Raw genomic sequence first — 22,613 nt, 5'->3', positions numbered from 1 at the left:
GCCCGCGCGCGACATGTCGGCTGCGAAGTGGTCGTGGTGTTCGTCGGGCAGTCGCGACGTACTAGCGGGGAAAAATATTGAGCGGGCGTTCACTCTTGTGGCATTGCGATCTACGATATTGCATTGCCGAGTTGGCGGCAATGGTTGATCTCGGTCGCGATCGTGGATCTTGATGGTACAGTCAAAAAATTGAACCACTGCTCATATGACTGATATGCGAAGTCAAGGCTTCGTGTCCGGTGCCGGTATGTCATCCGGGGGCGGATGGGTGCGTTGGTCGAGCGAAGGTGGAGAGATGGACGCGACTGTCGAGTCTTTCATCGAGACGGTCGATGGGATCCCGATGGGGGGACTCGTCGCGCGGGTCGAGAATCCGCGCGCCGTGATCGTCGCCATGCACGGCGGCGCGGTGTCGCCGCACTACTTCGACGCGCCGGGGCATCCGCGCCACTCGCTGTTGCGCGCGGGCGCCGCGGCCGGTTACACGGTGATCGCACCGTTCCGGCCCGGCTACGGTCCGTCGTTCGAGGCACTGGGCGACGGAGTGTCGCCTGCCCGACAGGTGGATCTCGCCTTCGAGGTCATCGACCGCATGACGGCCGCGCACGGCAGGGGGAGCGGCGTCTTCACGGTCGGACATTCGATCGGCTGCGTGCTGACGATGCGAATGGCCGCTGACGTCCGAGGGGCCGAGTGGCTCGGCATCGAACTGTCGGGCACCGGGATCCTGCATCCGTCCGATGTCGTCGCCAGGCTGCCGGAGGAGCAGGTCGGCACACCCCGTCCGCTTCCCCGCGAACTCGCGCGCGAGTTGTTCTGGGAGCCGACCGAGTTGTACCTGGACATTCCGACGGTCTTCAGCAAACTGCCGCGACACGAGACCGAGGACGGCGCGCGCTGGCCCGCGCTGTTTCCCGCACTGGCGCCCCACGTCGCCGTGCCCGTGCGCATCAGCCTGGCCGAGCACGAGAAATGGTGGGAAGCGCCGCCGCGCGGACTCGCCTCGATGGCGGAACTGTTCACCGCGTCGCCCCGTGTGCTGACCGCCGAAGAGCGCGGCGCGGGACACAACATCAGTGTCGGCGTCACCGCGTGCGACTACCACGCGAGGGTGTTGGCCTTCGTCGACGAATGCGTGCCCGCCCGCGAGGGTGCGGGCCGAAACGAGAAAGTGGTGTGAACCCGATGGCCGAATACAAGGTTGGAGAACGGTTGCGCAGCCGAGGATCCAGCGCGCAGGTCATGGTCATCCGGACGCAGGGCGATATCGAGATCGCCTGTGCCGGAGAGCCGATGGCGCGCGAAGGGGACACCGTAACGGCGTCGGAATCCGCCGCGGCGGGTGCGGCGCTCGAGATGGGCAAGCGCTACGAGGACGGGGCCGGACTGGTCGAGGTGCTCTGTGTCGCGCCGGGCGCCGGTCCGCTCGCGGTCGACGGCGTCGCGCTGGTCCTGAAGACGCCCAAGCCGCTACCCGCGTCGGACTGACGGCCGCGCGCCCGACCACGGAGGTCGTCGAAATGGGCGAGACGAGTGCCGATACGGGCGAGCACCTGACGAGTGGCGCGGCGACGGCGGCAGCCGAAGGCGACGGCGCCGCGCCGAGCCCGCGTGAGCTGCGCAGGCAGCGGCGTATCGATATGTCGCGCGAGCAGATCCTCGATACCGCCGAGAGACTTTTCGCCGAGCGCGGCTACCACGACACCAGCCTGAAGGACGTCGCATCCGAATGCGAGTTCTCGGTGGGATCGATATACACGTTCTTCGAGAGCAAAGATCTGCTCTACGAACAGGTTCTGATGCGTCACAGCATCGGGATCGAGTCGATCCAGAACCTCGTTCCCGATGATGTGCCCGCCGACGAACGCTTGGCCAGACTCGCCGAGATCCAGATCGAGCACGCGTTGGCCCATCCCGCGTGGGGAGTGCTGTCCGCGGAGATATCGAGGATGGCCAGGTCGAGGGGCGCGGTGATTCCCGAGGCGTGGTTCCACTACAACGAGCGGGTGCTCGCCTATCTGACCGAGGTGATCGGTCGCGGCCAGGAAGCCGGAACGGTGCGGCCCGGTTCGCCTGTCGCGTTGGCGCGCCTGTATTTCGCGGTGGTCACCTCGTTCATCCTGGTGACCACGGTGGCCGAGAGTTCGGGCGCGGACGGGTGGCCGACCGATGCCGACGAATTCATCGAGTTCGTATCCGACACGTTCAGTACCCGCCCGCGCAAGAACGCGGACTGAGAGTTCACGGCCATGGCCGCCGCGCGAGTTCGCCTCACTCGTTTTCGATCAACGTCTTCCACCCGGTCATCAATGCTTCCAACTCCAGTTGGAACAGTTGCTCAGCCGATTTCAGGGTGGCCTTCAGAATTTTTCTGAGGTTGGTCTGATTTCGGCCGTGCACCTCGAGGCGTTCTTGCGCGGGCAGATTGCGCGGATTCATCATCGCCGAGGCGAAGGCCATCAGCTCCATGCTGTCCAGGATCGGATAGCACAGATGTTCCGGCACTCCGGCTTCGAGCATCAGGGTGACGATGTATTCGCGGGGGAGGTTGTTGAGCGCCTGCTGCCCGTGCGGCTGCATGAGCGGGGCGGCGTTGGGATGGGCCAGCAGGGCTTTGCGATAACGCTGGACCGATTGCAGGACGTATTCCTCCCACGTGGCGCCGACCATCCGCGGAATCACCTCGCGGGTGATCACCAGCTCGGCGACGCCGCGCAGGATCTCCTCCTTGTCGGCGAAATGGTGGTAGAGCGCGGCGCCGGTCACGCCGAGTTCGGTACCGAGCCTGCGCAGGCTGAGCGCCGCGAGCCCTTCGCTGTCGATGATGCCCAGTGCGGTGGTGATCACTTCGGTGCGTTCGACCAAGGGGATCTTCGGGCGACCCATCCGGTGCAGGCCTCCAGTCGTCGTGGCTCGCGGCCGCGTGGAGGGCGGCGGATTTCGAATCGCCCTCAGGTTATAACGTGCTCGTCGCCGTGTGCACGGCGGCCCGCGGCGTCCGCTCGCGGGCGATCTCGTCGGTGCGATGGCATCGATGAGTTGCCAGGGCCGAAGGTTCGACGCCGAGCAGTTCGTCATGTGACGAAAATGTGCGTGGGTAAATATGGGCTACCGACGCGGTCGGTCAGGAACCCTGCGGGAGGATCTCGATCCTTCGGCTGATGAAGAGCACCTTGCCGTCGGAGTCGGACGGCCGGATCTCGTCGTGGTAGAACCCCGACGGGGAACGGCCTTCGGATCGGGAGACGAAAAGCCAGCCGGTGGAGGCGATTATCCGATCCGCTTCCACCCGCAGCTCCGGAATGCTCGTGATGTGCGTCCCCGCCGGTGTGCCCTCGGCGAACGAGGCCAGTGCGGCGCGCCCGACGATCGGCGAATCGTTCCCGATCTGCAAGGAACCTTCGGGGACGAACAGTTCGCTCCATTCCTCCGCGCGGCGTAGATCGATCAAGCGTCCGTATCGGGACATGAGGTTGTGCACTGCGGCTGTGTCCATGTCGAATGCTTCCTTCGTCTCACTCATTTCGCGGCAATCGACTTCTTCATGCCGTCCAGGCCCGTCAGTACCGGGTATCCCGATTCCGAGATCGCATGGCCGTGCCCCACCGAATGGATGTCGAAAACGGCTTGGACGGCCGTCGTGAATCCCTGGATGTCGAGAGTCTGATTCACCGCGCGCTTGGCCATTCGCAGGGCGAACGGATGCTTGCTCGCGATCTCGAGCGCGAGTTGCCGCGTTTCCGTTCGCAATTCGTCGAGCGGGACGACGCGGTTGACCATGCCCGCCCGCAACGCCTCTTCGGCGCCGACCGAGCGGCCGGTGAAAAGAATCTCCTTGGCCAGGCGCGCCCCGAGCTCCCAGGTGTGTCCGTGGTACTCGACGCCGCCGATGCCCATGGCCACGACCGGATCCGAGAATTTGGCGTTGTCCGCGGCCACGATCAGATCGCACGGCAATGCCAGCAGCAGCCCGCCCGCGATGCAGACGCCCTGCACGGCCGCGATGGACGGTTTCGGGACATTCCGCCACTTCAGGGAGTATCCGACATACTGGCGAGCTTCGTAGGCGTAGACATCGGCGAGCGTCCACTTCTCCGAGCGTTCGCCGCGGGTGCCGCCGATATCGTGGCCCGCGGAGAAGTGTTTGCCATTGGCCTGAAGCACGATCACCCGCACTTCGGGGTCTTCGGCCGCCGCTGTCCACAGGCTGTCGAGGCGCGTGAGCAACTCGGCGTTCTGGGCGTTCGCGACCTCGGGGCGGTTCAGCGTGATGACGGCGATCGCCTCGGACACCTCGTAGGTGACCAGTTCGTCGGACATTGTTCTCCATTCGTCGGTGCGCGGGGGACGAATTCCGGGCCATCCCATCCGCGCCTGCCGCTGTTCGGTCGCGATGCCATGGCGCGCCCTGGCCGTGGAGTAGTGGATACGCACCGGATCGCCCGTACGGGCCTAACGAACATATCCGAACCATCGTTCAGTTGTCTACGAGGTGGTTCATGTAGGCGTGTGTCAAGCGGGCTCGCGTAGTCCATCTCGGAGAGTGGTTCATTCGGAAAAGTGGCTCATCCTCCTGTTCATCATACAGTTCATCTGCTTGAATAATGATTCATTATTTCGATACCTGGTTGAAAGGGTGGTGGCGATGGCGGACGGCCTCGCGCACACACTTCGTCGCAACGACTACGCACTGGACGCCGATCAGCGGGCGGTCAGCGAAGCCTTCGCCGACTTCTTCGAGGCCGTGTCGCCGAGTGCGGTCGTGCGCGCGGCCGAGAGCGGGTTCGACCGTTCGCTGTGGCACAAGGCATCGGAGATGGGCGCGCTCACCATGGCGGTGCCGGGATCGCGCGGCGGTGACGACGCCACCGTGATCGACCTGGTCCTGGTCGCGGAACAGCACGGCGCGCGCCTGGCGCCGATACCCCTCGTGGAATCGGTCGTCGCCGCCCGGCTCGTCGCCGAGACGGTGCAGGCCGGGCCGGACGATCCGCTGCCGTCGATCATCGACGGCGCGCGCATCGCGACGATCGCGCTGCGACCGGCGCACCGGGCCGCACGCCAGATCGTGCCCGCGGGCGCGGTCGCGGACCTCGTCCTGGCGCTCGACGGCGACGAGTTGATCCTGGTTCCCGCGCCCGGCGAGGTACACCGGGAGCCGAATATCGGTGGATTTCCGCTCGCGTGGTTGGACCTGCGTGAATCGCCGGACCGGCGGGTGCTGGCTCGCGGCGCCGAGGTGGTCACGGCGTACCACCGGGCGGTCCGGCTGTGGAAACTGCTCAGCGGGGCGGCCCTGGTCGGGTCCGGTCGAGAGGCCGTCCGACTCGCGGTGGAGTTCGCGAATTCGCGCAAGGCGTTCGGGCAGTTCATCGGCACCTTCCAGGCGATCTCGCATGCGCTCGTCGACGCGGCGACCCTGGTCGAGTCGAGCCGGAATCTGAATCGCAAGGCCGCGTGGTTCGCGGAGTACGAGCCCGATGCCGCGCCGGAGCTGTTTCCCGCCGCGTACGTGTCCTGCGTGCGCGCGGCGGTCGAGGCGACCAAGGTCGGCATCCACGTCCAGGGCGGATTCGGCTTCACCACCGAATCCGATATGACCCTGCATTTCCGGCATGCCAAAGGCAGGCCGCTGGTCGCTGGGCCGCTGGCCGACGACGTGCGCGCCGCGGGCGCCGTCCTGCCCGTCGCGCGGGCGTTGTAAGGGAACTTCGGGAACACGGGAGGAAGCACGATGGATTTCAGCAGCATCGATCTCACGGGTGAGCAGCGCGAATTCTGGGACTCGGTGGACGAGTTCTTCGAGGTCAACGCGACCGAGGAAGTCTATGAACAGGAGCGGCGAACCGGCTCGGGGTACAACGAGGCGCTGCACAAGGCGCTCGGGCAGCGCGGGTGGATCACGCCGACGTGGAGCCGGGAACGCGGTGGTGCGGGACTCGACGCCGTCTCGAATCGGATTCTGCAACTGGAGATGGACCGCTGGGACGTCCCCGGAATCACTTACGGCACTACCCATCTCGTACTCGGTGTCGTCGAGGCGGTGGGTAGCGAAACGCTGAAGGGTGTGGTTCTGCCCGGCGTCGCCTCCGGTGCGGTCCGCATGTGTCTTGGATACACCGAACCCGACGGCGGCTCCGACCTGGCCGGTGTCCGCACCCGCGCGGTCCGCACCGGTTCCGACTGGACCATCGACGGCGCCAAGATGTTCACGACCGGAGCGCACAATTGCCAGTACACGATGCTGGTCGCGCGGACCGATCCCGAGGCGCCGAAACATCGCGGCATCACCATCTTCCTGGTGCCGCTGGATCGGCCCGGCGTCGAGATCCGGCCGATTCACACCGTCGGCGGCGAACGGACGAACGCGGTTTTCTACGACGGCGTGTTCATCGATGACGAGTATCGCCTCGGCCCGGAGAACCAGGGGTGGCAGGTTCTCGCCTCGGCGCTGCAGGCGGAGCACGGTAATCAGGAGGCCGACGGGCTGGACGAGTTGAACAACGGGATGGTGTACGCAAAGACGTTGCGGACGCTGCTCTGGCACGCGACGAAGTGGGCGCGGACCCCTGCGACGGACGGCGTTGAACCGATCGACGACCCGATTGTGGCGACCCTGTTGTCGGAGATCGTGATCGATCTCGAACTGATGCGGAGCGCGCCTGGGTCCATGGGGCGAATCCTCGCCTCGGAGCGACTCATCCAGCGCAGCGCCGAGTTGCTCGACATGATCGGGCCGCGCGCCGTGCTTTCCCGCGGCGCGCGTGGCTGTGTCGAGGACGGAATCTTCGAGTGGGGCCACCGCTACGCGCAGGGCACCGCGATCTACGGCGGGACCACCGACATCGCCCGCAATGTCGTCGCCCAGCACACGCTCGGGTTGCCGCGGCCGCCGAAAGCGGGCTGAGTGCGCGCACCTTCTTATGAATCTATGTTCAAATTCATGTAGATCTATCAGATCTCGATATTTGACTGTTCATTCGCATGTATCGTGCGTGTCGAAGCCGGTGGTGTGACGTGAGAAGCCGCGTCCGAGGCGATCGAAGACGTGTAGGCGACCCGGCGGTGGCGTGACCCGCCGCGACCTGGCCGCATCCTGAAATGAATAGCCGTTCATTTTGCAGGTTGACTTGTGTAGGCGAATGAATGAAGATACCGTACAGTGATTCAGGTCTCAGTGTCGGACCAAATCCGCATGCTTTTGGCAGCAGAGACCCAACGACTATCTCGCCCAACGACATTCCCGTCGGCACGCAGACAGATCAGGAAAACCAATGACAGCACCGAATCACCTCTTGTTCATCGACGGGAAGTTCACGGCCGCGACGGGCAACCGGGTCTTCGAGAACATCAATCCCGCGAACGAAGAGGTCATCGGCACCGTGCCGGACGCGGGCGCCGAACAGATGGAACAAGCCATCCTGGCCGCGCGCCGCGCCTTCGACACGACCTCGTGGTCGACCGACCCGGATTTCCGGCGCCGCTGCCTCATCCAATTCCAGGACGGGCTGCGCAAGTCCGCGGAATCGCTGCGGCCGATGATCGTGGCCGAGGTCGGCGCACCGGTCATGACCACCTACGGCATCCAGCTCAACGACTGTATCGAGTTCATCAGCCACTACATCGACCTGATCGACGGCTACGAGTGGGAACGCGAGGTGCCGCTGTTCGCGGGCGAGGACCCGCCGTCGCAACGCATCGTGCGTCGCGAGGCCGCGGGTGTCGTCGGCGTCATCACCCCGTGGAACGTGCCGCTGTACCTCAACATCTGCAAGGTCGCCGCGGCGCTGGCCGCGGGCTGCACGGTGGTGCTCAAGCCCGCGCCGGACACTCCGTACAGCGCTTTGGTCCTCGGCGAGATCGTCGCGAACGAGACCGACATCCCGGCGGGCGTCTTCAATGTCGTGTCGACCTCCGACAACGAGGTCGCCGGACTGCTCACCTCGCATCCCGCCGTGGACGCGATCACCCTGACCGGGTCGACCGGAACCGGGCAGAAGGTGATGGCGGCGGCGTCATCGACGGTCAAGCGCGTCACCCTCGAGCTGGGCGGCAAGTCGCCCGCGATCGTCCTGGACGACGCGGATTTCGGCGCGCTCGCACAGGGTTTCGCGATGATGATCGGCTTCCACGCGGGCCAGGGCTGCACCACCTACACGCGGCTGCTCGTCTCCGAGCGGCGCCATGCCGAACTGGTCGAGGTCATGACCGAGGCGATGAAGATGATCCCGTGGGGCGACCCGACCGACCCGGCCAACATCATGGGCCCGCTGGTCAACAAGCGCCAGCACGAATCGGTGCTGCGGTACTACGACATCGCGAAGCAGACCGGGCGCGTGGTGCTCGGCGGCAACGCGGGCGACCGATACGAGAAGGGTTTCTGGGTCGAGCCGACGCTGCTCACCGACGTGGATCCGATGTCGCCGGTGCCGCAGCAGGAAGTGTTCGGCCCGCTGCTGACGATCCTGTCCTACCGCGACGAGGACGACGCCGTCCGCATCGCCGATTCCACCATCTACGGTCTCGCCGCCGGTGTGTTCAGCCCGGATCACGAGCGTGCGATGCGGATCGCGCGACGCCTGCGCAGCGGCACCGTGGATGTCAACGGCGGCCGGTCCTTCCACGTGTCCGCGCCGTTCGGCGGATACAAGCAGAGCGGGCTCGGACGCGAGTGGGGGACCGAAGGCCTCGAGGAATTCCTCGAACTCAAGACAATCGCCTATCCGCATATCGCGGGCTGACGGAAACGATCGGAGAGCAGAGAACAATGGGTGGAAGAGTCGAAGGCAAAGTCGCCTTCATCACCGGCGCGGCCCGAGGACAGGGACGCAGCCATGCGGTTCGGCTCGCCGAAGAGGGCGCCGACATCATCGCGGTCGACCTGTGCCGTGACATCGAGACCAACACCTACGCGCTGTCGCGGCCGGAGGATCTGGACGAGACGGCGCGCCTGGTCGAGAAGACCGGACGGCGGATCGTGACGCACCAGGCCGACGTGCGTCAGCGTGCGCAGTTGGAGGACGCGCTGAAAGCGGGCGTCGCCGAATTCGGCGGCCTCGACATCGTCGTCGCGCAGGCCGGTATCGCGCCGATGCTGTCCCCAGAACACGTGCAGGCGTGGATCGATGTGCTCGATGTCAATCTGATCGGCGTGCTCAACGCCGTGCACGCCGCGCTGCCCTATCTGAAGGCGGGCGGGTCGGTCATCGCGACCGGGTCGGCGGCGGCGTTCCTGCCCAACGACCAGGTCGCCGAGCCGGGCGCGGATCCGGGCGGTCAGGGCTACATGGTCGCCAAGACGGGTCTGGCCGCCTATATGCACGAACTCGCGCGCGCGTTGTCGCCGAAGATGATCCGGGCCAATGTCGTGCACCCGACGAACGTCAACACCGCGATGCTGCAATCGGATGCCATGTACCGGGTGTTCCGGCCGGATCTCGAGAACCCGACCAAGGACGACGCGGTCGTCGCGTTCCCGGCGCAGCAGGCCATGCCGATTCCGTGGGTGGAGACCGTCGACATCAGCAACGCGATCGTGTACCTGGCCTCGGACGAGTCGCGCTATGTGACCGGCCTGCAATTGCGGGTCGACGGGGGTTCCTACCTCAAGTCCTACGCCTACCACCCGTAGTCGCCGCTCCGCAGCCGAAGTAGAAGGACACCGATATGAAGGTTCGAGTGGATCCCGGCCTGTGCCAGGGACACACGCTGTGCTGGATGGCCGCGCCCGACGCATTCGTCCTCGACGAGATCGACGGCCACGCCACCGCGATCGACGCCGAAGTTCCCGCGGATCAGGTCGACCGAGTCCGTGACGCCATCCAGTCGTGCCCCGAGCGCGCCATATCCGAACTGTGATCGACCGAGGAATCACTATGGCTACAGAAAGCGCTCCCGGCACTGCGACAGACGGCGCCGTCGGCACTGCAACAGACGGCGCCCCCGGCACTGCGACCGACGGTGCCTTCGGCACCAAGGGCTGCCCCATCCAGTTCGAGCGGCACACGGTCGATTTTCGTGACTCGTTCGTCGAGCGCGCCGCCGAATTGCACAGCAAGTGCCCGATGGCGTGGTCGGACTCCTACGGCGGCTACTGGGTCGCCAGCGATATGCCGAAGGTCTTCGCGGTCGCCCGCGACGCCGAGTTGCTGTCCAGCGACTACGACGGCAACGGCGAACGGAAGGGCTACAAGGGAATTCTCATCCCCGGCTACGACGACAACCGCGTTCGCAGCGGTTTCATCGAGATGGACCCGCCGGAACAGCAGGATTTCCGCAAGCAGCTGAATCCGTACCTCTCACCCGCCGCCGTCGCGCGCTGGGTGCCGGTGATCGACGAACTCACGCGCGCGTGCATCGACGAGGTCATCGAGACCGGCCGTATCGATTTCATCGATGATCTGGCCAATATCGTGCCCGCCGTGCTGACGATGGGCCTGCTCGGAATGCCGTTGGCGGACTGGGAAATCTTCTGCGAGCCGGTGCACGCCCAGGTGTACACCGATCCGACCTCGCCGGCGATCATGGACGTCATGCAGAAGATGATGGCCGCGGACGCCCATCTCGGCGAATGGATCGCGAAGATCCGCACCCAGCCGCGGCCTGGCCTCATCAACGCGCTGAACACGCTCTCCCGAAACGGCGAGCTGGTTTCCGAGGCCGATGTCCTCGGGTCGTGCCAACTGCTCATCGGCGGCGGATTCGACACGACGACGGCGCTTTCCGCGCACGCGCTGGAATGGCTGTCACAGCATCCGGAACAGCGCGAGCAGCTCAGCGAGAATCTGGAGACGATGCTCGACTCGGCCACCGAGGAGTTCCTGCGCTTCTACACGCCGGCGCAGGGCAACGGGCGCACGGTCGCGCGGAATGCCGTGGTGGACGGCGTCGAGTTGCGGGAAGGCGATCGGCTCTGGCTGTCCTGGGCGATGGCGAATCGGGATGCCGAGATCTTCCCCGATCCGAACGAGGTCGACCTGCACCGGACCGGCAACCGGCACACGAGTTTCGGACTCGGGGTGCACCGGTGCATCGGCTCGAACGTGGCGCGAAACCTGTTCAAGCGGATGCTGACCCAGGTGCTCGAGCGGATGCCGGACTACGTGTGCGACGCGGCGGGCGCGATGCATTATCCGTCGGTGGGCATCATCAACGGCATGCAGAAATTGCCCGCGACCTTCACGCCGGGCGCGCGGGTCGGCGACGGCTTGCAGGACACGATCGCGCGGATGCAGCGCGTCGTGGACGAGCAGCGGTTGGCCGAGCCGATCACCAAACAGAAAGCCGCGGCACAGATCTGAGGCCGCCTTCGCGCGGACTCGGGAATCGGCGGGACAGCGGTCGGCCTCGGCGACCGCTGTCCCGCCGATCCCGTGATCGGCCGCGCGGACTCCCAAAGGCGAATCGGCGGTGATGGGGGGGGCGGGGGGGGGCCGGGGGCCCCGGCGGCCCCGCCGATCCCGTGATCGGCCGCGCGTACTCCCATCGTCGAATCGGAAGCGAGCAAGAAGGAAATGGGACGACTGGACGACAAGGTCGCGTTCATCACGGGCGTGGCACGGGGACAGGGCAGGGCGCACGCCGTCCGGCTGGCGCGCGAAGGCGCGCGGATCATCGGCATCGACCTCGCGGGCCCGCTGCCGGGCGCGGTCCCCTACGACTCGGCCACCCCGGCCGATCTCGAGGAGACACGTCACCTCGTCAAGGCCGAAGGCGGCGAGGCGCACCTGGTGCAGGGCGACGTGCGCGATCTCGATGCCATGAAAGCGGTGGTGCAAGAGGGTGTCGCACAGTTCGGCGGCCTCGATGTGATCGTGGCAAACGCGGGCATCTGCATTCCCGAGACGTGGAACGAGATCACGCCGACGAGCTTCGCCGACGTCCTCGACATCAACGTGACCGGTGTGTGGAACACGGTCATGGCGGGCGCCGATCATCTGATCGCGCGCGGCGGCGGGTCGATCATCCTGATCAGTTCGGCCGCCGGGGTGAAGATGCAGCCCTTCATGGTGCACTACACCACGAGCAAGCACGCACTCGTCGGCATGGCGCGCGCGTTCGCGGCCGAGCTGGGCAACCACGACATCCGGGTCAATACCGTGCACCCCGGCGGGGTGGCCACGCCCATGGGGTCGGGCAGTATGCAGCAACGCCTGGAGGAGACCGCGGCGTCGAATCCCCGACTGGCGCAGATGGGGATGACCTTCCTCAACCAGTTCGCGGCCGAGCCCGAGGAGATCTCGCACATGGTGGCGTTCCTGGCCTCGGACGAATCCAAGTTCATCACCGCCTCGCGGTTCTCGGTCGACGGGGGAACGACGGTCTTCTGATACGCACGACCCCCGGCCCGACCAGTTCGTCGGGTGCCGGTTCATCGGCCGAGCCCGCGATCGCGTCGGGCTCGGCCGATTCGTTCGCGGCTGTTTCGTCGTCGGCCGATTTGTTCGCGGCCGCGGCGAAACCGGCCGTGCGGGGAATGCGCGCCGCGACCGCCATGGCCGCCAGCGCCGTCAGCGCGCCGAGCGCGAAAACGAGTTCGAAGGCGCCCAGCGTCGGGACGTACCTGCCCCCGACCCGCATGGTGACGGTGGTGAGCAGCGCCGAGATGATCGCGCTCGAGATCGAGGTGCCCACCGAGCGCAGCAGCGTGTTCAGGCCGTTGGCCGAGGCGGTCTCGGTGACGGGCACCGATCCCATGATCAGCATCGGCATCGTGGCGTAGGCGATCGCGGTCCCGACCGTGACGAACATCGCCCCGAGCACGATCAGCGGTATCGATCCGGTCAGGAAGACCCTGGTCACGTAGGCGACGACGAGCACCCCCGTACCGATCAACAATGTGTGTTTCGCGCCGACGCGCTCGATCATCCGTGCCGATACCGGCGCGAAGACGACCATCATCAGACCGGCGGGCACCATGCACAGCCCCGCGGCGAGCACGGAGAGCCCGAATCCGTAGCCGGTGTCCCTGCCCGCCGCCAACTGCTGGGTGGTCGTCAGCATGTTCACATACATCGAGATGCCGCACAGCAACCCGGAGATGTTGGTGAGCAGCACCGGCCGTCGCGCCGATGTGCGCAGATCGACCATCGGCTGCTTGACCCGCAGCTCGTAGGGGAACCACACGCCGAAGGCGAGCAGCGCGATGATCGCCGCGCCGAGGGTGTGGTCGCTGGTCCACCCCCATGCTCCGCCCTTCGAGATGCCGAGCAGCAGCGCCGAGAGCGCGATCGAGAGCAGTACCGCTCCGCCGATGTCGAAGCGTCCCGGCGTCCGAACCGGCGATTCGGGCACCACCGCCAGGATGGCGACGAACAGGACGGCGGCGGCCAGCGCCGAGGACCAGAAGATCGCCTGCCAGCCCAGGTGCGCGTACAGTACTCCGGGCAGTGGAAGTCCGAGCGCGGAGCCGATTCCCAGCGTCGCGCTCATCATCGCGGTCGCGCCCGGCACCCGCTCCTCGGGCAGTTCGTCGCGCAGGATGGCGATGCCGATCGGCACCAGCGCCGATCCGAGTCCTTGCAACGCACGCCCCACGAGCACGGCCGGGAACGTCCCCCCGACCGCGGCGACGACCGAACCGGCCGCGATCGTCGCCAACGACACCAGCATCATGCGGCGCTTGCCGAACATGTCCGCGAGGCGGGACAGGATCGGCGTGGCGGCCGAGGCCGTCAACAAGGTCACGGTCACCAGCCAGCTCGCACTGGCGAAGTCGACGCCGAGCAGTGCGGGGAACTCGCCGAGCAGCGGAACCACGAGGGTGTGTTGCAGCGCCACGATCACGCCCGACATGCACAGCACGACGGTCAGCAGTCGATTCGGTGGCTCCGCCGACAGTTTCACACGACTCACCACGAAGACTCGATTCACAGATGACGACACGATGCTATCTGTAGACAGTAACCTGAAGCGCGGCGACTGAACTACTGTTCATAATTCTGCGCACATGCTAGATCGTGATGCCTTGTCGGGGCCGGCCGGGGCGCGTCGCCGTGCGCCCTCCGGCCATCCGAGCTCTCGATTACGCAGTGCCACAACCTCTTCGGATTCGTCGCTCAGGAAACTAGACAACGTTTAATTATGTCCCTATCGTGAGATTCGAACCACCATCCCCACCGAATCCTCCGGAGGTACGTTCATGTCCAGGAAGTTGGACTTCCCGGTCTTCGACGCCGACAACCACATGTACGAGACGACCGACGCATTCACCAAGTACCTTCCGGACAGTCATGCCGGACTGGTGAAGTACGTCCAGGTCGCGGGACGCACGAAGATCGCGTTGCGCAACACGATCAGCGAGTACATCCCCAACCCCACCTTCAACAAGGTCGCTCCGCCCGGAGCGCAGGAGGTCGAGTTCAAACTCAAGAACCCGTCCTCGCGCACCAAGGCGCCCAAGGAGGGCGACAAGGTCCTCACCGACCCGCCCCGCTACATCGACGCGCTGCCCGCCTTCTTCAACCCCGCCGACCGGCTGGAGTTGATGAACGAACTGAGCATCGACCGCGCCGTCATGTGGCCGACGCTGGCCAGCCTGCTCGAGGAACGCCTCGCCGACGATCCGGAGGCGACCCACGTCGTGGTGCACGCGCTCAACGAGTGGATGTACGAGCACTGGTCGTTCAACGTCGAGGATCGGATCTTCCCGACCCCGGTGATCACGCTGCCGATCGTGGACGAGGCGATCCGCGAACTCGATCGCGTCGTGGAGCGCGGCGCGCGGGTGATCCTCATCCGTCCCGCTCCGGTGCCCGATCTCAAGGGTGGGCGCCGGTCGTTCGCGCTCCCCGAATACGACAGGTTCTGGCAGCGGGTGGAAGAAGCGGGCGTGCTCGTCGGCATGCACGCCTCCGACGACGGCTTCCAGCGCTACCTCAACGAGTGGGAAGGCAACAAGGGCGAATACCTGCCCTTCGCGCACCACAACTCGGGCTTCCACGAGCTGCTGCACGCGGAATCGCGCACCATCAAGGACGTCGTCGCCTCCATCATCGGCCACGGCCTCGCCACTCGATTCCCGAAACTGCGCTTCATGCCGGTGGAGAACGGCAGCTCGTGGGTGCGCCCGCTGGTCGAGACCTTCCAGAAGGTCTACGACCGCGTGCCGCAGGCCTTCGACGAGGATCCGATGGTGGCGTTCAAGCGCTCGGTCTACATCCACCCGTTCCACGAGGAGGATCCGATCGGCCTCGTGGACATCGTCGGCGCCGACAATGTCGTCTTCGGATCGGACTACCCGCACCCCGAGGGCCTGTTCGACCCGGTGACCTGGGTCGACGAACTCGAGGACCTCGATCTCGCTGACCGCAAGAAGATCATGGGCGGCACCCTGTCCAAGCTGTTCGGTCTCGATCCCGAACTCGGTGCGCTGCCCGCGACGAGCGGCGCCGCCCGCGGATGATGCACGGGGATCCTCCCGTCGCCCGCTGAAACGACGCGCGCCCCACCTGATTTCCGGGTGGGGCGCGCGTCGGCGTTTCGAGACGGTCGAGATTCCGTGTCGGCCGCAGGGTATTCGGGATGGCGCATCCGATCGGACCGGGACTTCGCCCCGGTCCCCGGACGAACTCCACGAGGGCGGGCCGCGTGGTGTCTACACGCGCGAAATCCCCCTGCCACGGCAATCGTCACTGTGACAGTGGGATTCGTCGATCGAGCTACTTGATCTGGCTACCGCAGATCGGTGAAGCCTGCGGCAGCGGAACGAATGTCTTGCCCGAGAGATCGGTCATGTACAGGCATTCGGTCTGCACCGTCAGCTCGGTGAAGCTGACCTTGTTCGCGTACTGGCCGCCCGCGTCCCAGGTCTTGTCCGCGCGCAGCGCCGCCATGAACTCCGACTGCGACGCGTCGCAGCCAGCGACCTCGAGTCCGTGGATCAACAGGTCACCGGCCCACCAGCCATAGGACTGCGAGAAACTCGGGAGACCCGAAGGAGAGCCCGCGTACTGCTTCAGCGCGTTCGCGAACTTCTGGGTGGCCGGGGTGTTCAGTTCGGTCGGCTGCGCGAGGCTGACGAAGGTCATCCCCTGAGCGGCTTGCACGGCGGGATCGGAGGCGAGCAGATCGGCGCCGTAACCGGTCGCCGAGACGATGCTCTTCAGGTTGACCCCGGCCTGCCGCAGCCCGCCGACGATGGCCAGCGAGGTGTCCGGGTTGATGGGCAGATACAGGGCGTCGGCGCCGGAGTTCTTGATCCCGAGCACGATCGCGCCGACATCGGTCGAGCCGAGCGGCAGGGTGTCGTTGATGTAGGCGCGGGAGATGCCGACCTTGTCGCTGGATCGCAGCACCTGCTCCATGGCCGAGCTCGACGCCTGGTTGTCGTAGGCGACCGACGCGATCTTCGTGATGCCGAGCCCACGCCAGAATTCCCCGTAGGTGGTGTAGGTCTTGCTGAAGTCCGGGATGTTGGGCACCGAACCGAACAGGTTGTTGCCGGGTTCGAGCCACTGCGGCGCGGAGTCGAACGCCCCGCCGACGGTCGGGGTGTCCTTGCCCGAGGTCGTCACGTACTTCGCCGCTCCGAAGAAGTACGGAGTGACTTCGGCGACCGCGAAGACCTTGTCCTGCTGGATCAGCTTCTGCGCGCCCGCCAGCGCGCCCTGCGGGGAGGACTGGTCGTCGGCGACCACGATCTCGAACTTGCGGTCCGAGCACTTCCCGCCCTCGGCCTGATATGCCTTCAAGCGGGCATCGAGTCCGGGCTCGGCGCCGACGAATCCCGCGCTCGCCGAACCGCTGCGGGTGGTCAGCAGCCCGATCTTGACCGTGTCGCCGGGGCCCGCCCCGCCGCCGGAGTCGCCGTCGTTACCGCATGCGACGGCCGCCAACGCGGCGACGCAGAGCACACCCGCCATCCGGATCGCCTTCTTACGCAATCCCCTCACCTACCTACTTCTCTCTGTGTGGCGCGTGCCACATGGGGCTTACCGGGTGACAGACTGCCTCAAAAATTCGAAATTGTCATCAGTATCAAAAAAGTTCTCTCGGAAAAACCTACTTTGTGGTCGTTTTCTGCCTATGTATGCCGTTAAGAGGCTCTAGACACTTGACAAGAGCGGTGGTCCGGTTCGCATAATCGACGTCGATGTCATATTTACTTCCCGCTCGGGTGCATCGTTCGGTCGGCCGCTGTGGTGCCGGCCTGCTATCCGAAGGCAGTTGCGAGCGGGTCCGAGATATCCCTCGGAGGTTGGAGGTTCGGTGCTCTCGTACGTCTTGGCCGGGTTGGCGCTCGGCGCCATCTACGCGATCGCGGCCAGCTCGCTGGTCATCACGTTCGTCGCGTCCGGAATCTTCAACCTGGCGTTCGCGGCGATGGCGTTCTCGGTCGCGCGGTGCTACTACTTCCTGAACACCGAACAGGGCTGGCCGATACTGCCCGCCGCCCTGGCTTCCCTCGGGGTCTTCGCGCCCGCGCTCGGGGTCACGCTGTACGCGCTGCTGTTCCGGCATCTGAGGCTGCGGTCCACACTGATCAAGCTGGTCGCCACGATCGGCCTCTCGGTCGCGTTGCCGCCGCTGATCAACCTGATCTTCGGCCAACTCGTCAGCGTCACCGCGCCGGGCCTCGCGCCGCGTCCGCTGTCGGTGTTCCACGTCTTCGGCACCGTGATCAACGGCGACCAACTCGTCATCTACCTCGGTCTGGTCGCGGTGCTCGTCGTCGGCGTCGGGGTGCTGCGATTCACCGACACCGGCTTGAAAGTGCGGGCGCTGGTCGATTCCGAGGCCATGACCGCGCTCAGCGGCATCAGCCCCGGACGGGTGTCGGTCGGGGTGTGGGCGGTCAGCGGCGTGCTTGCCGGCCTGGCAGGCATCCTGATCGCGCCGACCGCCGGACTGTCCGCCGAGGCGATGACCGGACTCATGGCCACCGCCTTCGCCCCCGTTGTCGCCGCGCGACTGCGCAGTCTGCCGGTGGCCGTCGGCGCCGCCCTCGTCATGGGAGTGGCCACCGGCGTCATCCAGAAATTCATCGACCCCGCCAGTGACTTCGCCGCGAAAGTCGTGCCGTGCGTGCCGTTCGCGGTGATGCTGATCTTCCTGCTCTATCACGCGGTGCGCGGGCAGGCGGGCGACCTCGTCGCGGGCGGCGGACTCGACCGGGCGATCAGCACACCGAGCAAGGAGCTGTCGAACGCGAGCACCGGCGCGATCTGGCGACGGCCTGGCACCATCGCGGGCGCGGTCACACTCGTCGTCGTCGCCGTCCTACCCGCGATCATGACCGACTATTGGACTGGACTGGTGACCGCGGGTATCTGCTGCGGGATCGCGCTGCTGTCCTACACACTCGTGGTCGGCGAAGGCGGGATGGTGTGGCTGTCCCAGATCACCTTCGCGGGCATGGGGGCGGTCCTCACCGCCGAACTCGCCACGAACCACGGCATATCCCCGCTGCTCGCGGTCGTGCTCGGCGCGGCGGCCGTCGTCCCGGTCGGCATCCTGATCGGGGTGCTCACCATCCGCCTCGGCGACCTGTACGTCGCGCTGGTGACGCTCAGTTTCGGACTGCTGGTCACGACACTGCTGTTCACCCGCGACGACATCTACAACTACGGCATCGGCGTCGCGGTGGAGCGACCCGAATTCGCGGTCGACACCGTGCCTTTCGCGTATCTGACGCTGGCGGCCTTCCTGATCTTCGGGCTGCTGGTCGCCAATCTGCGCCGCTCGACGGCCGGACTTGCGGTCGGAGCCGTGCGATGGAGCGAGAACGGCGCGCGCACAATTGGACTCAGCGTGGTGCAGACCAAGGTCACATTGAGCGCGATCGCGACATTCGTGGCCGCGGTCGGCGGCGGATTCCTCGCGCTGAACTCCCAGTCCACCCTGCCCGACACCTACAACCCGTTCCTAGGCCTGGTCTGGCTGGCCGTGCTGGTCAGCATCGGCTCCCGCTCGATCGTCGCCGCGCTGGCGGCGGGCCTGCTGTTCTACCTGATGCCGGGGGTGTTCGCGAGCTACCTGCCCGCCGACCTGGCACAGGTCCCGACCATCCTGTTCGGGCTCGGCGCGATCGCGGTGGCCCGGAATCCGGAGGGCGCGATCGCGCAGATCGGCAACGACATCGGCCGCGGCATATCGCGGCTGCGCGGTCGCGCCGCACCGAATCCCATCGCGGCGGTGCCGCCGGATCGCACTGCGGCGGTGCCGCCGGATCGCACTGCGGCGGTGCCGCAGGATCGCACCGACGCCAGGCCGGTCGCACTCGACCTCGGAGGACACCCATGACCACAGTCGACGCGCAAGTCACCGACCGGGTGCACACCGCCCCGCGCATCGAAGCACGCGACATCACCGTGCGTTTCGGCGGCCTGGTCGCACTCAGCGGTGTGTCGCTGCGTGTGCCGCCGCGTTCGATCGTCGGCCTGGTCGGTCCGAACGGTGCGGGTAAGAGCACACTTTTCGGCGTGCTGTCCGGTCTGCTCACCCCGAACGCGGGCGCCGTGCTCATGAACGGCGTCGACGTGACGAAGAAGTCCGCCCAGGCGCGGGCGGCGATCGGGATGGCCAGAACCTTCCAGCACCCCGAACTGTTCCTGTCGCTCTCGGTGCGCGAACACATCGTGCTCGCCGACCGCATACGACATTCGAGGCGGCGGATCTGGAGTGATCTGGTCACCGGCCGCGGCTTCGGCCGTCCGGCGTCCGCCGAGGTCGAACGGGTCGACGCGTTGGTGGACGCGCTCGCTCTCGGCGCCATCCAACACCGGCAGGTCGGGGATCTCTCCCTCGGCTCGAGCAGGCTGGTCGAGGTCGCGCGCGCGCTCGCGGTCGAGCCTGACATCGTGCTGCTCGACGAGCCGTCGTCGGGTCTGGACATCCGCGAAACCGAAGAACTCGCGGCGGTGCTGCAGCGCGTGGTCGCCGACAAGGGCGTGTCGTTGCTGTTCGTGGAGCACGATGTCGACCTCGTGCTGCGGATCTGCGACGCGGTGCACGTACTCGACTTCGGCGTGAAGATCGCCGAGGGAACCCCCGCCGAGATCCGCTGCGACCCCGCGGTCCGCGCGGCGTATCTGGGCGAGGAGATCGTGGATTCCGACGCGCTGTCACGAGCGGAGTCGGCGTCGGAGCAGGAGGCATTCGAATGAGCACACACGCCACATTGCTGCGGGTCCGCGACCTGACCGTGCGATACGGCTCGGCACAAGCCCTTTTCGGGCTGTCGTTCGACCTGCCGCCCAACTCCGCGCTCGCGGTCCTCGGCCCGAACGGCGCGGGCAAGAGCACCCTCGCGCGCTCGCTGTCCGGCCTGATTCCGATCACCTCGGGGTCGGTCGAACTCGACGGCGCCGACCTCACCGGCCGCTCGGCCACCCGCATCCGACGAGCCGGAATGATCCACCTGCCGGAAGGGCGAGGCGTGTTCCCCCGCCTGACCGTGCGGGAGAACCTGAAGCTGGCGCTCACCGTCGACAAACAGGAGCGCGCCGCGGCGATCGACCGCGCGTACACCTTCTTCCCGGTCCTCGAGAAGCGTCACAACCAACTCGCGGGCACCCTGTCGGGCGGCGAACAGCAGATGCTGTCCCTGGCAAGGGCGCTGATGGTGAATCCGAAAGTGGTGATCGCGGACGAGATGTCACTCGGGCTCGCACCAAAACTCGTCGACACCGTCTTCGAAGGTCTGGCGGCGGCCCGCCGATCCGGCGTCACCGTCATCATGATCGAGCAGTTCGCCGGTCGGGCGATAGCCTTCGCCGACCGATGCCTCATCCTGCAACGCGGCGCCGCCGCCTGGTCGGGCCCCGCCGACCAGGCGGGCGCGGAACTCTTGCACCACTACCTCGGATCCGCGACCGCGACCTGAGCTCCGGCAGCGCGGTGGGGTGAATCCCGCTCCCGACCGTCGAGGAGGGTTGCTGTTGCAGAACTGTGACCGTGGGGTTTTCGGGTCGCTGAAGGGTTGCGGAAGCGCTGTCTGTGACGGTTGTCGATCGTCTGACCTGCATATGAAAAATGCTTCGGGACAGGGTGTCTCGCTGTTGGCTACCTCCGCGGACCGTGGATTGTGTTCGGCAGCCTGCCAATAGCGTGGATGAGTCGCAGCTAGTAGGACGCAATCTTGCGTTCTTGCATCTGTGCGTGCAAAATCCAGCTAGCCTAGTTGAGTAACTACCGATCCGATGACCGGGATATAACCGAATCGAGAGCCAATCATGTTGGTATACAGAGCGTTGGTGGCGGGCGAATTCAGGGTGTGCCGATGAGCGCGCCTACCGTGGGGGTCTTGCCCACCGCTCCGCAGATATTGTGTGCATTCCAAGGACGGCGTTTTCAAGATCGTGAACTGTTGCGGTCCGCGCATGCGCTGTCGGAACTGCACGCACGTCGCCTCGAAGTGCGCGACGCGTTCCTGCTCGCCGAAATGGATTGCAGGCGCGGGGAGCTGATCGACGATATCAACGAATGGATCGCGCAGGAGATCCCGCAGGATCGATTCGGGGCCGCGCTGCACACCGAGAGCCTCGGCGCTGTGGTGGACCGAATGGCCAGGAGCTGGGTGGATGCCAATCAGGCGATCGATGTCGACGGGCCGCGCAGCGACAACACCCATAAACACTGGTATCACTTGGCGGAACTGGTCGACGGTTACACTGATCTGGTGACCGATGTGGCCGGAGGCCGCCGTCGACTGCCGGAACAATAGCGGGCGAGGCGGAACGGCCGGGTCGGCACTGCCCGACAAGATCGTCACCGAAATGTGACGCACGGGTGTGATTTCGTGGTCGTACGAAATCACCCCGGAGGCCGAATTCGCCGGGCACCCGTGGACGGCGGGCGCAATGGCGCGCCTCGCCCGGCGTGCCGCGTGGTCGACTGGCGCGGCACGCCCGCGTTTCCTTTCCGGAACGAACAATTCGATGAATTCGATATTTCCGATTCGCGGTGCGTAGTTCGAAAAGAGTCAGCCCGGAACGGCGGCTGTCGCCCGGCGTTCGCGGCGCTCCCTGAGACGACGGCGGAACCGCCGGATTCGCCCGGCGAGCAACCAGACCAGCAGCACCCCGAAGAACAGCAGGATCGCGGCGACGATCGATGCGGCCACCGGATGGAAGACGGCCAGCGTGATCACGCCCGCGACACTCAGATCCTCCGCCGTGCTGGCCACGATATTGCTCGCGGGTTCCGGCGAGGTGTTGATCGCCGCACGCAACCCGGCCTTCACCAGATGACTCACCAGCGCGGTGGCGCCGCCGACGGCCGCGGCCGCCAACTCGGGCAGCGAACCGTCGGAACCGGCGATGAGCGCCGCGACCACCGCCGCCGAGGCGGGGCGAACCACGGTGTGCAGCGCGTCCCAGAACGAATCCAGATACGGAACCTTGTCGGCGACGGCTTCGACGAGGAACAGCACGGCCGCGGCGATCAGCACATCGGTGCGCTGCAATCCGGCGGGCACGTCGTCGGACAGGCCGGTGACGCCCGCGAGTCCGAGAAGCAGCACCACCGCGTAAGCGTTGATCCCGCTGGCCCAGCCCGCGGTGAAGATCATGGGGAGCAGGGACACGGCTCGATCCTAATGACGTCGCCGCGGTAGGGCCGGTCACGATCCGGCGACGTGGTGCGCACGAATTACCGTTGCGACCAGTCGATAT

General features: G+C 66.1%; 21 protein-coding genes. 15 read left to right on the top strand and 6 right to left on the bottom strand.

The window, feature by feature from the left end; translation table 11 throughout:
• Positions 1–295 precede the first annotated feature (295 nt).
• From IT779_RS03185 to IT779_RS03175, 3 genes are read left to right on the top strand one after another with little or no spacing between them, the layout of a single operon-like run.
• A complete protein-coding gene (locus IT779_RS03185; RefSeq protein WP_196147566.1) occupies positions 296–1,180 on the top strand; it encodes an alpha/beta hydrolase in 885 nt (294 codons plus the stop codon).
• A 5-nt stretch (positions 1,181–1,185) separates the two neighbouring features.
• Positions 1,186–1,488 (top strand): hypothetical protein, encoded by a 303-nt coding sequence (locus tag IT779_RS03180; RefSeq protein WP_196147565.1) that lies wholly within the window; start codon positions 1,186–1,188, stop codon positions 1,486–1,488.
• 32 nt (positions 1,489–1,520) lie between these two features.
• A complete protein-coding gene (locus IT779_RS03175) occupies positions 1,521–2,237 on the top strand; it encodes a TetR/AcrR family transcriptional regulator (protein WP_196147564.1) in 717 nt (238 codons plus the stop codon).
• Between the two features lie 34 nt (positions 2,238–2,271).
• On the opposite strand, the gene IT779_RS03170 is transcribed toward IT779_RS03175, so the two are convergent.
• From IT779_RS03170 to IT779_RS03160, 3 genes are all read right to left on the bottom strand, one after another.
• Entirely contained in the window at positions 2,272–2,886 is a 615-nt protein-coding gene (locus IT779_RS03170) for a TetR/AcrR family transcriptional regulator (RefSeq protein WP_196147563.1), read from the bottom strand.
• A 238-nt stretch (positions 2,887–3,124) separates the two neighbouring features.
• Positions 3,125–3,496, bottom strand: a complete 372-nt coding sequence (locus IT779_RS03165) for a nuclear transport factor 2 family protein (protein WP_196147562.1) — start codon at positions 3,494–3,496, stop codon at positions 3,125–3,127.
• A 23-nt stretch (positions 3,497–3,519) separates the two neighbouring features.
• Positions 3,520–4,320 carry an enoyl-CoA hydratase gene (locus IT779_RS03160; protein WP_196147561.1) on the bottom strand — a complete coding sequence of 267 codons (801 nt, stop codon included), beginning with the start codon at positions 4,318–4,320 and terminating at the stop codon, positions 3,520–3,522.
• A 325-nt stretch (positions 4,321–4,645) separates the two neighbouring features.
• On the opposite strand from IT779_RS03160, the gene IT779_RS03155 reads away from it, so the two are divergent.
• The 7 genes from IT779_RS03155 (at position 4,646) to IT779_RS03125 (ending at position 12,329) form a co-directional block, all read left to right on the top strand.
• Positions 4,646–5,704 carry an acyl-CoA dehydrogenase family protein gene (locus IT779_RS03155; RefSeq protein ID WP_196147560.1) on the top strand — a complete coding sequence of 353 codons (1,059 nt, stop codon included), beginning with the start codon at positions 4,646–4,648 and terminating at the stop codon, positions 5,702–5,704.
• 30 nt (positions 5,705–5,734) lie between these two features.
• The gene (locus IT779_RS03150; RefSeq protein WP_196147559.1) at positions 5,735–6,907 is read left to right on the top strand and encodes an acyl-CoA dehydrogenase family protein; all 1,173 of its coding nucleotides are present in this window, start codon (positions 5,735–5,737) and stop codon (positions 6,905–6,907) included.
• Between the two features lie 367 nt (positions 6,908–7,274).
• Positions 7,275–8,741, top strand: coding sequence for an aldehyde dehydrogenase family protein (locus IT779_RS03145; RefSeq protein ID WP_196147558.1), 1,467 nt, complete (start codon positions 7,275–7,277; stop codon positions 8,739–8,741).
• Positions 8,742–8,767: 26 nt separating this feature from the next.
• Positions 8,768–9,631: a mycofactocin-coupled SDR family oxidoreductase gene (locus tag IT779_RS03140; protein ID WP_196147557.1), complete on the top strand. Its 864-nt coding sequence runs from the start codon at positions 8,768–8,770 to the stop codon at positions 9,629–9,631.
• Between the two features lie 35 nt (positions 9,632–9,666).
• Positions 9,667–9,858 carry a ferredoxin gene (locus IT779_RS03135; protein WP_196147556.1) on the top strand — a complete coding sequence of 64 codons (192 nt, stop codon included), beginning with the start codon at positions 9,667–9,669 and terminating at the stop codon, positions 9,856–9,858.
• A gap of 17 nt (positions 9,859–9,875) precedes the next feature.
• On the top strand, positions 9,876–11,300 hold the full coding sequence (locus IT779_RS03130) for a cytochrome P450 (RefSeq protein WP_196147555.1): 1,425 nt from the start codon (positions 9,876–9,878) through the stop codon (positions 11,298–11,300).
• A 213-nt stretch (positions 11,301–11,513) separates the two neighbouring features.
• Complete coding sequence (locus IT779_RS03125) at positions 11,514–12,329, top strand: mycofactocin-coupled SDR family oxidoreductase (RefSeq protein WP_196147554.1); 816 nt, start codon at positions 11,514–11,516, stop codon at positions 12,327–12,329.
• Here the strand turns inward: IT779_RS03125 and IT779_RS03120 are convergent.
• Positions 12,283–13,854 carry an MFS transporter gene (locus tag IT779_RS03120; RefSeq protein WP_332838624.1) on the bottom strand — a complete coding sequence of 524 codons (1,572 nt, stop codon included), beginning with the start codon at positions 13,852–13,854 and terminating at the stop codon, positions 12,283–12,285. The two genes, IT779_RS03125 and IT779_RS03120, sit on opposite strands and share 47 nt — an antisense overlap.
• Before the next feature lie 286 nt (positions 13,855–14,140).
• On the opposite strand from IT779_RS03120, the gene IT779_RS03115 reads away from it, so the two are divergent.
• Positions 14,141–15,403: an amidohydrolase family protein gene (locus IT779_RS03115; protein WP_196147553.1), complete on the top strand. Its 1,263-nt coding sequence runs from the start codon at positions 14,141–14,143 to the stop codon at positions 15,401–15,403.
• Between the two features lie 256 nt (positions 15,404–15,659).
• On the opposite strand, the gene IT779_RS03110 is transcribed toward IT779_RS03115, so the two are convergent.
• Positions 15,660–16,892, bottom strand: coding sequence for an ABC transporter substrate-binding protein (locus IT779_RS03110; protein WP_332838623.1), 1,233 nt, complete (start codon positions 16,890–16,892; stop codon positions 15,660–15,662).
• A 316-nt stretch (positions 16,893–17,208) separates the two neighbouring features.
• On the opposite strand from IT779_RS03110, the gene IT779_RS03105 reads away from it, so the two are divergent.
• The 4 genes from IT779_RS03105 to IT779_RS03090 all read left to right on the top strand — a co-directional run bounded on the left by IT779_RS03105 (position 17,209) and on the right by IT779_RS03090 (position 21,664).
• Positions 17,209–19,242: an ABC transporter permease gene (locus tag IT779_RS03105; RefSeq protein WP_196147552.1), complete on the top strand. Its 2,034-nt coding sequence runs from the start codon at positions 17,209–17,211 to the stop codon at positions 19,240–19,242.
• On the top strand, positions 19,239–20,105 hold the full coding sequence (locus IT779_RS03100) for an ABC transporter ATP-binding protein (protein WP_196147551.1): 867 nt from the start codon (positions 19,239–19,241) through the stop codon (positions 20,103–20,105). Before IT779_RS03105 ends, IT779_RS03100 begins: the two co-directional genes overlap by 4 nt.
• The gene (locus tag IT779_RS03095; RefSeq protein ID WP_196147550.1) at positions 20,102–20,824 is read left to right on the top strand and encodes an ABC transporter ATP-binding protein; all 723 of its coding nucleotides are present in this window, start codon (positions 20,102–20,104) and stop codon (positions 20,822–20,824) included. Before IT779_RS03100 ends, IT779_RS03095 begins: the two co-directional genes overlap by 4 nt.
• 396 nt (positions 20,825–21,220) lie before the next feature.
• Complete coding sequence (locus tag IT779_RS03090; RefSeq protein WP_232541355.1) at positions 21,221–21,664, top strand: DUF4254 domain-containing protein; 444 nt, start codon at positions 21,221–21,223, stop codon at positions 21,662–21,664.
• A 258-nt stretch (positions 21,665–21,922) separates the two neighbouring features.
• Here the strand turns inward: IT779_RS03090 and IT779_RS03085 are convergent, their stop codons facing one another.
• Entirely contained in the window at positions 21,923–22,525 is a 603-nt protein-coding gene (locus IT779_RS03085; protein WP_196147549.1) for a DUF4126 domain-containing protein, read from the bottom strand.
• Between the last annotated feature and the right edge of the window lie 88 nt (positions 22,526–22,613).

The sequence above is a fragment of the Nocardia bovistercoris genome, from assembly GCF_015674855.1.
Classification (GTDB): Bacteria; Actinomycetota; Actinomycetes; order Mycobacteriales; family Mycobacteriaceae; genus Nocardia; species Nocardia bovistercoris.
The sequence above is the reverse complement of the archived record's forward strand: the minus strand, read 5'-3'. Positions and strand labels throughout refer to the sequence as shown.

What these genes read in the sequence shown, in the direction of transcription:
- IT779_RS03140 (WP_196147557.1), top strand. Translation starts at nt 8,768, where the DNA reads ATGGGTGGAAGAGTCGAAGGCAAAGTCGCCTTCATCACCGGCGCGGCC.
- IT779_RS03160 (WP_196147561.1), bottom strand. Translation starts at nt 4,320, where the DNA reads ATGTCCGACGAACTGGTCACCTACGAGGTGTCCGAGGCGATCGCCGTC.
- IT779_RS03090 (WP_232541355.1), top strand. Translation starts at nt 21,221, where the DNA reads ATGAGCGCGCCTACCGTGGGGGTCTTGCCCACCGCTCCGCAGATATTG.
- IT779_RS03125 (WP_196147554.1), top strand. Translation starts at nt 11,514, where the DNA reads ATGGGACGACTGGACGACAAGGTCGCGTTCATCACGGGCGTGGCACGG.
- IT779_RS03185 (WP_196147566.1), top strand. Translation starts at nt 296, where the DNA reads ATGGACGCGACTGTCGAGTCTTTCATCGAGACGGTCGATGGGATCCCG.
- IT779_RS03100 (WP_196147551.1), top strand. Translation starts at nt 19,239, where the DNA reads ATGACCACAGTCGACGCGCAAGTCACCGACCGGGTGCACACCGCCCCG.
- IT779_RS03170 (WP_196147563.1), bottom strand. Translation starts at nt 2,886, where the DNA reads ATGGGTCGCCCGAAGATCCCCTTGGTCGAACGCACCGAAGTGATCACC.
- IT779_RS03165 (WP_196147562.1), bottom strand. Translation starts at nt 3,496, where the DNA reads ATGGACACAGCCGCAGTGCACAACCTCATGTCCCGATACGGACGCTTG.
- IT779_RS03155 (WP_196147560.1), top strand. Translation starts at nt 4,646, where the DNA reads ATGGCGGACGGCCTCGCGCACACACTTCGTCGCAACGACTACGCACTG.
- IT779_RS03135 (WP_196147556.1), top strand. Translation starts at nt 9,667, where the DNA reads ATGAAGGTTCGAGTGGATCCCGGCCTGTGCCAGGGACACACGCTGTGC.
- IT779_RS03130 (WP_196147555.1), top strand. Translation starts at nt 9,876, where the DNA reads ATGGCTACAGAAAGCGCTCCCGGCACTGCGACAGACGGCGCCGTCGGC.
- IT779_RS03095 (WP_196147550.1), top strand. Translation starts at nt 20,102, where the DNA reads ATGAGCACACACGCCACATTGCTGCGGGTCCGCGACCTGACCGTGCGA.
- IT779_RS03115 (WP_196147553.1), top strand. Translation starts at nt 14,141, where the DNA reads ATGTCCAGGAAGTTGGACTTCCCGGTCTTCGACGCCGACAACCACATG.
- IT779_RS03145 (WP_196147558.1), top strand. Translation starts at nt 7,275, where the DNA reads ATGACAGCACCGAATCACCTCTTGTTCATCGACGGGAAGTTCACGGCC.
- IT779_RS03180 (WP_196147565.1), top strand. Translation starts at nt 1,186, where the DNA reads ATGGCCGAATACAAGGTTGGAGAACGGTTGCGCAGCCGAGGATCCAGC.
- IT779_RS03175 (WP_196147564.1), top strand. Translation starts at nt 1,521, where the DNA reads ATGGGCGAGACGAGTGCCGATACGGGCGAGCACCTGACGAGTGGCGCG.
- IT779_RS03150 (WP_196147559.1), top strand. Translation starts at nt 5,735, where the DNA reads ATGGATTTCAGCAGCATCGATCTCACGGGTGAGCAGCGCGAATTCTGG.